General features: G+C 48.5%; 10 protein-coding genes. 3 read left to right on the top strand and 7 right to left on the bottom strand.

Annotated features, from left to right (window positions below):
- Positions 1–39: 39 nt before the first annotated feature.
- The 7 genes from metA to NQ502_RS15935 all read right to left on the bottom strand — a co-directional run bounded on the left by metA (position 40) and on the right by NQ502_RS15935 (position 8713).
- Positions 40–960 carry a homoserine O-acetyltransferase MetA gene (gene metA, locus NQ502_RS15965; RefSeq protein WP_028527396.1) on the bottom strand — a complete coding sequence of 307 codons (921 nt, stop codon included), beginning with the start codon at positions 958–960 and terminating at the stop codon, positions 40–42.
- A gap of 40 nt (positions 961–1000) precedes the next feature.
- The gene (gene cls / locus NQ502_RS15960) at positions 1001–2593 is read right to left on the bottom strand and encodes a cardiolipin synthase (protein ID WP_242830202.1); all 1593 of its coding nucleotides are present in this window, start codon (positions 2591–2593) and stop codon (positions 1001–1003) included.
- Positions 2594–2680: 87 nt separating this feature from the next.
- Positions 2681–4633, bottom strand: a complete 1953-nt coding sequence (gene ligA / locus NQ502_RS15955; RefSeq protein ID WP_028527398.1) for an NAD-dependent DNA ligase LigA — start codon at positions 4631–4633, stop codon at positions 2681–2683.
- Positions 4630–5364, bottom strand: a complete 735-nt coding sequence (locus tag NQ502_RS15950; RefSeq protein WP_028527399.1) for a pseudouridine synthase — start codon at positions 5362–5364, stop codon at positions 4630–4632. The genes ligA and NQ502_RS15950 overlap by 4 nt, the downstream gene beginning before the upstream one ends.
- Positions 5365–5502: 138 nt before the next feature.
- Positions 5503–6666 carry an ABC transporter permease gene (locus NQ502_RS15945; RefSeq protein ID WP_028527400.1) on the bottom strand — a complete coding sequence of 388 codons (1164 nt, stop codon included), beginning with the start codon at positions 6664–6666 and terminating at the stop codon, positions 5503–5505.
- Positions 6653–7768 carry an ABC transporter permease gene (locus NQ502_RS15940; protein ID WP_028527401.1) on the bottom strand — a complete coding sequence of 372 codons (1116 nt, stop codon included), beginning with the start codon at positions 7766–7768 and terminating at the stop codon, positions 6653–6655. Before NQ502_RS15940 ends, NQ502_RS15945 begins: the two co-directional genes overlap by 14 nt.
- 12 nt (positions 7769–7780) lie before the next feature.
- Positions 7781–8713, bottom strand: coding sequence for an ABC transporter ATP-binding protein (locus NQ502_RS15935; protein WP_341349385.1), 933 nt, complete (start codon positions 8711–8713; stop codon positions 7781–7783).
- Positions 8714–8924: 211 nt separating this feature from the next.
- On the opposite strand from NQ502_RS15935, the gene NQ502_RS15930 reads away from it, so the two are divergent.
- From NQ502_RS15930 to NQ502_RS15920, 3 genes are all read left to right on the top strand, one after another.
- Positions 8925–10004 carry a sensor histidine kinase gene (locus tag NQ502_RS15930; protein ID WP_028527403.1) on the top strand — a complete coding sequence of 360 codons (1080 nt, stop codon included), beginning with the start codon at positions 8925–8927 and terminating at the stop codon, positions 10002–10004.
- Positions 10001–10621, top strand: a complete 621-nt coding sequence (locus NQ502_RS15925) for a response regulator (protein WP_028527404.1) — start codon at positions 10001–10003, stop codon at positions 10619–10621. The genes NQ502_RS15930 and NQ502_RS15925 overlap by 4 nt, the downstream gene beginning before the upstream one ends.
- A gap of 87 nt (positions 10622–10708) precedes the next feature.
- The gene (locus tag NQ502_RS15920; protein ID WP_049898013.1) at positions 10709–12208 is read left to right on the top strand and encodes a polysaccharide deacetylase family protein; all 1500 of its coding nucleotides are present in this window, start codon (positions 10709–10711) and stop codon (positions 12206–12208) included.
- Positions 12209–12253: the final 45 nt, after the last annotated feature.

Genomic DNA, 12253 nt, shown 5'->3' with positions numbered 1-12253 from the left:
GGATACACTCACGTTGCAATGACTCTTCTTTCATTCTTTTTAAAACGGTGTGCCGTACAGATCAAACGGCGTACTCTGATACACGTAGTAGTTCAGCCAGTTCGTATACAGGTTGTTGGCCGTCGCCCGCCACTTGAGGTCCGGTTTATTGTCCGGATTATCGTTCTCATAATAATTCTTCGGAATATCGATCGGAAGGCCTTTGGACAGATCTCTCTTGTACTCTGTATCGAGCGTTACCCTGTCATACTCCGGGTGTCCCATCACAAAAATCTGGCGTCCTTCCCGGGCCATCGCCAGGAAGATTCCGGCTTCTTCAGACTCCGCCAGAACCGTCAGCTCCTCACACGCACGAATCTTTTCGATCGGCACATCCGTATGTCTGGAATGCGGCGCTAAAAACACGTCGTCAAATCCCCGCACCAGCGGTATTTTTCTGTTTTTCACCCGGTGCCAGAACAGCCCGAACAGCTTTTTATCCAGCTGGACCTTCGGCAGACCGTAAAAATAATACAGCGCAGCCTGCGCTCCCCAGCAGAGGAAGAGCGTCGAAGTAACATTCTTCTGGCTCCAGTCCATGATCTGTGTCATCTCATCCCAGTAATCCACCTCTTCAAACTCCATCTTCTCAACGGGCGCCCCCGTCACGATCATACCGTCAAATTTCTGATCCTTCAGCTCATCAAAAGTCTGATAAAACTTGTTCAGATGACTCAGCGACGTGTTCTTTGACTCATGCGAACTCACCTTCATAAACGTCACGTCCACCTGCAGCGGAGTATTGGACAGAGAACGCAGCAGCTGCAGCTCTGTCTCCTCCTTCAGCGGCATCAGATTCAGTATCAGTATCTGAATCGGACGAATGTCCTGATGCATGGCGCGATGCTCATCCATCACAAATATGTTTTCCTTCTCCAGTATTTCCTTTACCGGCAAGTCACTCTGTATTTTAATCGGCATATCTGTTACCCTCTTTCCTTTCAATTAAGAATATCCCGGCTTACATCAGCGGAGCAAACAGTCTCAGTATTCTGCCCGCCGCCTTCACGCTCAGTTTTTCCCGTCTGCAGTCTTCAACTGTGATTCTCTGGCATTTTTCCAGAGTCTCCTGGTAGTCCCTCTCAATATCGGCAATGCACGGCACCTTATACATGTACGCGGCACATTCGAAATGAAGATAAAGACTTCTAAAATCCAGGTTGATCGTCCCCACAACCGCCTGTTCATCATCGGTCACAAAGCTTTTTGCATGGATAAAGCCAGGTGTGTACTCGTATATCTTAACCCCTGTCTTTAAGAGCTCCTGATAATACGTCTTGGCGACAACAAACGCATACCATTTATCCGGGATATGCGGCATGATGATCTTCACATCCACACCGCGCTTAGCCGCGAACTGAAAAGCCTGCAGTGTCTCATGGTCCAGTATCAGATATGGAGTCATAATATGCAGATAGTCCTTTGCGCCATAGATCATATCCAGATAGACCTGCTGTCCTACCGGTTCATTGTCCAGCGGGCTGTCCCCGTACGGAATCACAAAACCCGGTGCACCGTATGCCGGCATATATCTCGGAACGTCCAGATACCGGGAGTAATTTTCTTTCTTCACGTCGATGTCCCACATCTGCAGGAACATCAGGGTAAAACTGCGGACCGCATCTCCCTGGATCATGATTCCGGTATCTTTCCAATGCCCGAAACGAACTTTTCTATTGATATATTCATCTGCCAGATTGATACCGCCGGTAAACGCCGTCTCGCCGTCGATGACCAGTATCTTTCTGTGGTCCCGGTTATTCTGCGATGTCGATAGTGCAGGCCGGATCGGCGCAAATACCTTACATTTGATGCCAAGCTCCTCCATCTGTTTCGGATATTGGGACGGAAGCAGTGCAAGTGTACAGGTACCGTCATACATCAGACGTACCTCAACACCTTCCTGCACCTTCTCCTTTAAAATATCCAGAACTGTATCCCACATCAGTCCTTCCTGAATAATAAAATATTCCAGAAAGATAAATTGTTTCGCTCGCTTTAACTGTATTTTCAGCTCTTCGAACTTATCCTCTCCAAGCGGAAAATATTTGACCGTCGTATTCCGGTACACCGGAAAGGAGGCAGTCTCACTCAGATACCTGGCCAGACTTACTACCTGACGGTGCTCATCTTCCAGATGAAGCATCGTCTCCATATCCTGTTTTGAATATACTTTTGTCTCCTCTGCCAGTTTGTACAGCCGCTTATTGAGCATCCTGCTGCCAAGCTGTAATTTGATAAAAACGTAAAACAATGCCCCTGATACCGGAAGCACCAGGATAGGCACAATCCACGCCAGCTTGAATGCAGGGTTACCCTGCTGATTGATGATCCACAGGACCAGCACCGCCATAAACACCTGGTAAATGGCATAGAAGTAGACCATGTCTATATACTGCCGCAGATACTGAAACCCAACAAACAGAACCAAAAGCTGAATCAGCAGCAGCACAATGATGATCGCCGTCCTGCCGAAGATCACCTTCAGCACGCCGCGTTTTCCCCGTTCCACTGACAGTTTCTTCTCTGTCAGCTGTATTTCTTCATTTTCCAAACGTCATTCCTCATTTCGTATCCCAGTCTTTCACTCTTCATGTTAAGAGCAATTGTAACCAAGATAAGAAAAAATGTCAATCTGTTCCTATTTCTGCAGCATTTTAAGAAATTCTTCCTCGGTGATCACCATAACCCCCAGCTGTGCCGCTTTCTTATTCTTCGAAGACGCGGAACCGGCATCATTGTTGATCAGATAATCCGTCTTGGAGGACACGCTTCCGGTCACCCTGCCGCCCCGCTTCTCAATCTCTTCCTTCAGTTCGCTTCGGTTTGCAAAATGTACAACGCTTCCTGTTATCACAAAGTTCCTGCCCTCAAATATCTGTGCTTCCTCTTCCTGCTGTTCCTCAAGTTCCACGTGCGCCAGCAGATGATCGAGTTTCTTCTGATTCTCTTCTTTTCGGAAATACTCTGCGAAAGCCCGCGCGATCACGGCACCCACTCCCTCGATATCCTGCAGTTCTTCTTCGGTCGCACTGCGGATCTTCTCGAGATTATTCTGAAAGCTTCTGCATATCATCTTTGCGTTTGCCACACCGATATTGGGAATGCCCAGCGCATACAGAAGACGCGGAAGCGTCGTGTGTCTCGCCCTGTCAATGCTCTGTATCAGATTTTCATATGACTTTTCCCCAAATCCTTCCATGGTTGTGATTTCTTCCCGATATCTGCTGATCTCAAAGATATCCCCAAAATCTTTCAAAAAACCTCTGGCTATCCACTTTTCCAGAGTCGCTTCCGACAATCCTTCAATATTCATCGCATCGCGGCTGACAAACAGCGTAAATGCCTTGATCGCTTTCGCCGGACATTCTGAATTGGTACACATCAGTACCTCAACGTCACTGTCCTGCTGTACGTGTGTTTCTTCCCCGCATGCCGGGCACTTCTCCGGCATATCTTTAAATCCGCTTTTGGTCAGATTTTCCGCAATCTGAGGAATGATCATATTTGCCTTATAGACGGTGATCTCATCTCCTTCCCCCAGCTCCAGGGCTTTCAGTATGCTGAGATTGTGTACGCTTGCACGGCTGACCGTCGTTCCTTCAAGTTCCACCGGTTCAAATACAGCGATTGGATTGATCAGGCCTGTCCGCGACGGACTCCACTCGATCTTTACGAGATGCGTCTGTCTCGTCTCATCCGCCCATTTAAACGCGCAGGAATTCCTTGGAAACTTTGCCGTGCTCCCCAGCGATTCTCCATATGCAATGTCATCATAGACAGCGACCAGTCCGTCTGATGGGAAATCATTTTTCCCGATATGATTCGAAAACCATTCGATTTCCTTCTCCACGTTATCTGCGTCCACCATACGGTATTCCACTGTCTCAAATCCCTGTTCTTTCAGCCATTCCATCTGCGACTCACGCGAATTGTGGAAGTCAACGTCCTCCGCCCTCACAAGCCCAAACGCAAAAAAGCGGACATTCCGCCTGGCTGTTATACGGTTATCCAGCTGACGTACGGAACCGCTGCAAAGATTTCTGGGATTCTTATAACGCGCATCCACATCCGGTATCAGCCGGTTGATCTTTTCGAAATCCGAATACGTGATGATGGCTTCGCCTCTTAAGACCAGCTCTCCCGGATACGGAATCTTAAGCGGAATGTTCTGAAATACTTTTGCATTGTTGGTGATCACCTCGCCGATCACACCGTTTCCTCTTGTGACAGCCTTGTGCAATTCACCGTCCCGGTATGTGAGAACAATCGTGAGTCCGTCCAGCTTCCATGACAGCAGCGTCCTATTTGCGCCGATGAACTTTTTGAGTGCCTCTGCGTCCTTCGTCTTGTCCAGCGACAGCATCGGACGTTCATGCTCTTCCTTCGGAAGTTCGTCGAGTGATTCATATCCGACAGACACTGTCGGACTGTTCGCCAGAACGACTCCCGTCTCTTCCTCGAGTTTCTCCAGCTCATCATAGAGTCTGTCATATTCAAAATTGCTCATCACTTCTCTGTTTTCCTGATAATAAGCCCTGGAAGCCTCATTCAGCTTCCCGACAAGTTCCTTCATATATTCCTGCTGGTTCATAATCTCTCCTTCCAAGACAGCGATGTGGAATCTTTTAAAAGTTCCTGCAGTTCTCTGTACTCCTGATCCGTAATCCTGCGGTATGCTCCCGTTTCTATGCCGTTCAGTCTGAGGTTCATGATACGGACGCGTACCAGTCTTTTCACCTGATATCCGAGATATTCACACATTCGTCTGATCTGTCGGTTCAGTCCCTGCGTCAATATAATACTAAACGTATTTTTCCCCGTTTTTCTCACTTTACACGGCCGCGTCACCGTATTCAGAATCGGGACGCCGCCGCTCATCTTTTTGATGAATTCCTGGTCAATGGGCCTGTCCACCCAAACGCGGTACTCTTTCTCGTGAAAATTGCCCGCCCGCATGATCCGATTCACCAGATCCCCGTTATTCGTCAGCAGCAGCAGGCCTTCTGACTCCTTATCAAGCCGGCCGACCGGATAGACCCTCACCGGATAATTCAGATATTCTATGATATTTGGTTTTTCCCTGGTCTGCGCCGTACAGATGAGGCCTCTTGGTTTATTCATCAGCAGAAGAACCATCTCTTCCTTTTTCCTGATCTTCTTTCCTTTGACGAGCACGGTATCTTCCTCCGAGACCCGCATGCCCGTCACGGCAGGTTCGCCGTTAACCGTCACCGCACCTGCCTCGATCAACCGGTCCGCCTCTCTTCTGGAGCATACGCCCGCCTCACTTAAAAATTTATTCAAACGTTCTTTTTCCTGCATGTTCTTCCCACCATTTTTTTGACATACTGCTATTCTACCACATACCCCAAAAACAGTTCAAACCCTTTGAAAAAAAAGTCCGGTTTCCGTATATGGGACGTTAAAGTCCCCGGAAACCGGACTTTCATATCAGGGTTCTCAGCTTTTAGCAGTCTGTCCCCTGTACTTATCCAGCATCACTGCGATGCACAGAAACGCCGCGGCAAACGCCAGCTGTATTCCCACGCCTTTTAAAATATCCGTTTTCATACCCTCGTTCAGCACAGCATGTGAACTTATAACCTGATGGATATATTCATACCAGTAAACCGGAAGAAACTGTGCCACACGCCGGACCTGTACCCCAATGACTTCCAGCGGTACGAATACACCGCACAGAAAACTCATTCCCAGCGCCGCTACATTCACGACAGCATTGACTGTAATATCACTCTTGCAGCATATGCCCAGAAGATATGCCATCGACAGGGCAACCAGCATCATAAGGAAGCTGTTCAGCATATACAGCAGGGCGTGGCCGTCCTGCAGAAAATCCATGCCGTTTAATGCCAGTGTCATCAGAAGGCACAACACCCAGAAAACAATCCCAAACAGAGCCGTCCCCAATATCATCTGCATATTCTGGCTGCGGACACTGACCGCTGAACAGAGCATTCTGCTGCGGACTTCTTTTTTGCGGAATGCGATCAGAACATAACTCATACAGTAACAAAGCACCGCCAGCATGATATAAGGCATATACTGAAACATGAAGACATACGGCGGCTTCTGTCCGCCGTGTCCATCCTGATCAAGCATGGTCACCTGCACTTTCTCGCCGGAGATCCTCAGAATCTCATCCGCTGCCTCCCCTGCGCTGAAACCGGAATCTGTCATTACCCGCATGTCATTCAAAAACGTATTGATCTGCTGATCTGCGTAAAACGCCTTGTTTGAGTCCGGCAGCCTGATCGTCTCCACAGGTCCCTGCTGCCCCAAACACGCCTCCTCAAAGTTCTCCGGTATGACCGCGACATAGTCGAGATTTCGGTTAAACATCTCTTCCTGAATCATATCCCTGTCATCCGGAACCTCTTTCACATCGTGGTACAGCGCCAGAAATTCTTTAAACTTACCTGCAACGATGCCCCCGTCTTTATCGATCACTGCCACATCAAGCCTTGACGCCTCAAAGCCTTCCTGCTCAGTTTCCCCCAGAAACTTCTGTGACATAACAGAGATGGTCATAAAGATCACGATATACATGATAATGATGTGCCGATTACTCTTAATGATCTTCAGAAAACCTTTAAATACTGTCATAGCGCTCCCTCCTGATTCCAAGAAATGCAATTGTTACAAACAATACGGCCATGATTACCATCGTTATGATATTCCGCAGGAAACGTTCCGGACTATCATACACCGCCATACAGTAAAATGCATCGGACAGGACTGCCGCCGGATTCAGACGGTTCACAACAGGACAGCTGCGCTCTATGATATCTTTCATATTGCCCACCATCATGCCAGCCAGGAAACTGAAGAACAGGCTGCTGCCTACCACAATCCCTATTTTTACTCCTTTGTCGACCTTCTTCAGACATCCGATCATAATACCGTAAGCCACTCCGATCATACTTCCCAGCAGACACACGCCCAGCAAGGCCGCGATGTTATCACCCAGATTGATCTTCAACACAAATCTCAGATAGGCAACGACCAGAAGGATATTGATATAATGAATCACGAACACCACGATCAGATCACACAGGATCAGCTTCAGGCGGTGTGTCGGTGTAATGCTCTGTCTCGCCCCGAGCGCCGAGAGATTCGGCTTCATGTCATAGATCGACTGAAGACCCAGAAATGCTCCGAACAGACACGCCATACCAATCAGAGCAAAAAAATACATTACATTATTATCATGCGTCTTTCCGCCCGGAGATACCGCCGTCGTCATTGTCCGGTATTCGCTGAGAGACTGCAGCGCATCCTGCATGCGCTCCGGATACTCTTCGGCAATCCGTTCCATCATGGCGGCATTTTTCTGATACGTATCAAGCAGGGATTTCAGGATGCTCTCGCTGATTCCTGACGAACCGACTGTCAGAGAAAGAGTATCACCTGCATGGAAAATCCCTGTAACTTTTCCGCCTTTAAGAGCAGCCTGCGCCCTATCCTCCGTCATCTCACTTACCTTCAGGATGTCGCCGTCCATTTCATCCAGAAATGTCATAAAAGCGTGGTCTTCTGCCTCCCGGACAACTGCGACCGGTATCGCCTCCATATCCTCCCCCATGTCCCCGCTTCCGAATGAGAAGTAAAAGAACGTTCCCAGCACAATGGGAAACATCAGCGCCCAGAACATATTTTCTTTTTCCCGGACAGTCTGTATCAACAGATATTTCAATAAATGCATCATTGTTCTTCCCCCCTAATCCCGAAGCTGTTTTCCGGTGATCTCAAGAAATACATCGTTCAATGTAGGAAGTTCCGAGAACACTCTTCCAAATGCAATGTCCTGTTCCTGCAGGTAATTCAGAACACGTATCAGGTTATGTTTCCCCCTGCTGCATCGTATCTTCAGAATCTGTTCCTCATAGTGTACGTCAAACACATGCGGTAGCTGCCGCAGCATTTCAACCTGTGTTTCCTGTAAGATCACCGCTTCGATCGTGATCGTCTCCCCCGTCTTGATCATACTCTTCAGAGACTCCTTCGTACCTGTCGCGAGTACTCTTCCGTGATCGATGATGGCGATTCGGGAACAGATCTGTTCCACCTCTTCCATGTAATGCGATGTGTAAATGATCGTAGATCCCTGACGGTTCAGTTCCATGATCCCTTCCAGAATCTTATTACGGCTCTGAGGGTCAACCGCAACGGTAGGCTCATCCATGAAAATCAGCTTTGGTTTATGCGCGATGCCGCATGCGATGTTCAGTCTTCGCAGCAGACCTCCGGAAAGTTTTTTCGGTCTCATCTTCACAAAGTCTTCCAGTCCTACAAAAGCAATGGCCTCTTCCACCAGCTGTTTCCTCTTGCTTTTGTCGGAAACATACAGCCCGCAGAAATAATCAATGTTTTCGTACACCGTCATCTGCTCAAATACTGCTACGTTCTGGAGAACGACCCCGATCTCTTTCTTGATCTCATAACTGTCAGGCTTCATCTCCTGCCCCCGGATACGGATCATCCCCTTATCATACTTTAAAAGAGCCAGCATACAGTTGATCGCCGTCGTTTTTCCGGACCCGTTCGGCCCCAGAAGGCCGAATATCTCACCCTCCTTAATCTCCAGATTCAAATGATCCAGCGCCAGCAGATCACCATATCGTTTCACCAGATTTTCTATCGTAATCATCATACAATCCTCCTGCCATTCTTTATGATGACGCAAGGGTCAAAGGGTAATCCCAAACAAGACCCCGGTATCTTATGATTACAGTATACCGGATGCGGCAGCCCCTGCGTAGTGAACTGCGTCAGAACAGAGTATGACAAATGTCATGAATTTCTGCTGCAGTTGCCAACCAATCATCTGTGAGATATAATCTAACCAGAAGGAGGGACTGCCCATGAGATCGATTGCCAGTATTTTTCTGCTGTTTGCCTACAGTCTGTTTACGGTGCAGCTTACAGAAATCACACCTGTTTTTATACTGTCATTTTTGATCTGTATCTCCATTGTCTGCTCCTGCTCTTTTATGGGAAGAAGGTACCGTCTGGCGATTCTACTGATTTACAGCGCAGCATCCTGGATTATGCCGCAGCTGCTGTTGTTTCTGCCGGCTGTCACCTATGCCCTGGCTGGTGCGCGGCATTATGCTGCCGCTTCCTTGTGTGTCTTTTCTCTGCTCTGTTACTGCATTCCCGGTCAGGTCGTTCTCTTACTCTTCATTCTTCTGGGATGTCTGATCGCTGTACTTTTGTTTTCGCTGAATCACGCATACCGGAATCTGGATCTGCAGTATAAGCGTACCAGAGACGATACCACCGAGTTAAATCTGCTGCTGCAGCAGAAAAACCAGTCGCTGCGTGACAAGCAGGATTACGAAATCTACGCCGCAACCTTAAGAGAACGAAACAGGATTGCACGGGAGATCCATGACAACGTGGGTCACCTGCTGACACGTTCCATCCTGATGACCGGCGCATTGAAAGCAGTCAGCCGGGAGCCTGTGCTCATGCCCTCCCTGAACCAGCTGGAAGATACCCTGTCCTCCGCCATGGACAACATCCGTTCCAGCGTTCATGACCTCCATGATGAATCCATTAATATGGAAGAGGCCGTCAAAAGCCTGATTGCAGAATTTTCCTTCTGCCCGGTCAGACTGGACTATGATATCACCGATGCTGTTCCCAGAGGCATCAAATACGGTTTTATTTCCATTTTGAAGGAGGCGCTGGCCAATATCATGAAGCACAGCAACGCAACATCCGTCCACATCATTCTGCGGGAGCACCCTGCACTGTATCAGCTTCTGATCGAGGATAACGGAACATCCGGAAAGCCTCTGACAGAATCCGGCATCGGACTCATTAATATGAGAGACCGCATATGGAGTTTAAACGGCAACATACAGATCAGCAGCGATCATGGCTTCCGTATTTTTATCACGGTTCCCAAACAGATGGAAAGGAGAACAACGACATGAAGATTGTGATCATAGACGACGACTGTCTCGTCTCCGGAGCTTTAAAAAGCATTCTGGAAACTGACCCGGAAATAAACGTCGCAGCCATCGGAACAGACGGCGCCGAGGCGCTTCCCCTCTACGAAAAATTTCGGCCGGATGTACTGCTGATGGATATCCGGATGCAGAATACAGACGGACTGGACGGCGCAGTGCAGATCCTGTCAAAACATTCCGAAGCCAAGATCCTGCTGCTGACCACTTTTTCCGACGATGAATATATCGTCAAAGCCCTGAAGTCGGGTGTCAGGGGGTATCTGCTCAAGCAGGATTACCAGAGTATCATTCCAGCCATAAAGTCGGTACACACCGGTCAGACCGTGTTCGGTGATACGATCACCGCAAAATTACCAGATCTTCTTCAGACCTCCTCAGACTTCGACTATGCGTCGCATAATATCAGCAGCCGTGAGTATGAGGTGATAAAACTGGTAGCCGACGGAAAGAGCAACAGAGAAATCGCAGAGTACCTGTTTCTGAGCGAAGGTACCGTAAGAAACTACCTCAGTCTGATACTGGAAAAGCTGTCCCTGAGAGACCGGACGCAGCTCGCTATCTTTTATTACCAGCATCTGTAGAACCTTGCGGTCAGGATTTTTCTTGCAAATTATGTCGAATCCGCTTATCATATAGACATGGGAAAATATGATTAAGGGGAGTTTTTTATGAAAAAGCTGAAGATAACAGCCATTTTTATCGGAATTCTGTTCATCGTAACCTGCCTGCTGTTCGGCCGGGAGATTATGGCATATGTGCAGGAGGAGATCGCTCTCGCAAAATGGGAACCAACTCCTTCCGAAGGTTCGGACAAGCCGCTCTCCCACTGGGAACTCGATGAAAAAGGCTGGCAGTATATTGAAAATACCGGTTCTCCCGTCAAAGACACCTGGTTCTCCATCGATGGAAACTCTTATTTCTTTGACGAAGACGGTTACATGAAAACGGGATGGATCGAACAAAGTGATACCTGGTATTACCTTGATTATGCCGGAGAACGTGAAACCGGCTGGCTGGAAGACCAGGGAAAGCACTATTATCTGGATGACGACGGCGCCATGGTAACCGGATGGTATACGATCGAGGGCACCAAATATCATTTTGATGACAGCGGAAGCCTGTCGACAGGATGGATCCTGACTGATGATCAGTACTATTATATCGACGAGGATGGTACCCGTCATACCGGATGGCTGATCGATAAAGACAAATATTACTTTCTGAATGAAGATGGAATCATGCAGACCGGATGGCTGAAAGACAGCGATGTATGGTACTATCTGGGAAGTGACGGAGCCATGGTGAATGGATGGCAGACGATCAACGACAAAACATACTTCTTTGAAGAAGCCGGATCTATGAAAACCGGGTGGCTGGATACCGGGGATGCCTGGTATTATTTCAGCACAGACGGAGATATGCAGACCGGATGGCTGGAACTGGCAGACGGCACATATTACCTGAACGGTGACGGAAAGATGCACACAGGGTGGCTGGTGGACAATCAGAAAGCCCGCTACTTCGGCAGTGACGGACGTTATAACCCGGATGCCGGCAAGGTTGCTGCCGGAACAAAGATCGCTCTCACCTTCGATGACGGACCGGGTCCCTACACAGACCGGCTGCTCGACTGCCTGAACGCCAATGATGCATCCGCTACTTTCTTCCTGCTCGGCAATCAGGTGGACAGTTACGGAGATACCATCAAACGGATGTTTGATATGAAATGCCAGGTCGGAAACCACTCTTACGACCACTCCACACTGACATCGCTGGAGAAAAAAGATGCCAGGGAGCAGATCACCTCAACTGCCAAAAAAATCCGGGAGATTACAGGAAAAGACCCTTCATGGGTGGTACGCCCGCCCGGAGGAAATTATGACGAGGAAACTGCCAAAACTATTAGCCAGCCGTTGATCCTCTGGTCTGTCGACACGCTTGACTGGAAGACCAAAGATGTACAGACAACCGTTGAAACAGTGCTGAACAGCATACAGGCGGGAGATATCGTGCTGATGCATGATATCCACAGGACCTCAGTGGAAGCCGCCGAAGTGTTGATTCCGACACTCAAGTCTCTGGGCTATGATCTGGTAACCGTTAACGAGCTTGCTGCTGCAAACGGTGTTAATCTGAAAGGCGGCAAAGCATACGCTTCATTCAAATAACCAGTTCCGGCGTACAGGCTCATAACCAGATGGGACCCCTGTGAC

The organism is Ruminococcus gauvreauii (genome assembly GCF_025151995.1).
GTDB classification, from domain to species: Bacteria; Bacillota; Clostridia; order Lachnospirales; family Lachnospiraceae; genus Ruminococcus_G; species Ruminococcus_G gauvreauii.
The sequence above is the reverse complement of the archived record's forward strand: the minus strand, read 5'-3'. Positions and strand labels throughout refer to the sequence as shown.

Excerpts from the sequence above, each read along its gene's own strand:
- NQ502_RS15935 (WP_341349385.1), bottom strand. The coding sequence starts at position 8,713 with ATGATGATTACGATAGAAAATCTGGTGAAACGATATGGTGATCTGCTG.
- ligA (WP_028527398.1), bottom strand. The coding sequence starts at position 4,633 with ATGAACCAGCAGGAATATATGAAGGAACTTGTCGGGAAGCTGAATGAG.
- NQ502_RS15930 (WP_028527403.1), top strand. The coding sequence starts at position 8,925 with ATGAGATCGATTGCCAGTATTTTTCTGCTGTTTGCCTACAGTCTGTTT.
- NQ502_RS15945 (WP_028527400.1), bottom strand. The coding sequence starts at position 6,666 with ATGACAGTATTTAAAGGTTTTCTGAAGATCATTAAGAGTAATCGGCAC.
- metA (WP_028527396.1), bottom strand. The coding sequence starts at position 960 with ATGCCGATTAAAATACAGAGTGACTTGCCGGTAAAGGAAATACTGGAG.
- NQ502_RS15950 (WP_028527399.1), bottom strand. The coding sequence starts at position 5,364 with ATGCAGGAAAAAGAACGTTTGAATAAATTTTTAAGTGAGGCGGGCGTA.
- NQ502_RS15940 (WP_028527401.1), bottom strand. The coding sequence starts at position 7,768 with ATGATGCATTTATTGAAATATCTGTTGATACAGACTGTCCGGGAAAAA.
- NQ502_RS15920 (WP_049898013.1), top strand. The coding sequence starts at position 10,709 with ATGAAAAAGCTGAAGATAACAGCCATTTTTATCGGAATTCTGTTCATC.
- NQ502_RS15925 (WP_028527404.1), top strand. The coding sequence starts at position 10,001 with ATGAAGATTGTGATCATAGACGACGACTGTCTCGTCTCCGGAGCTTTA.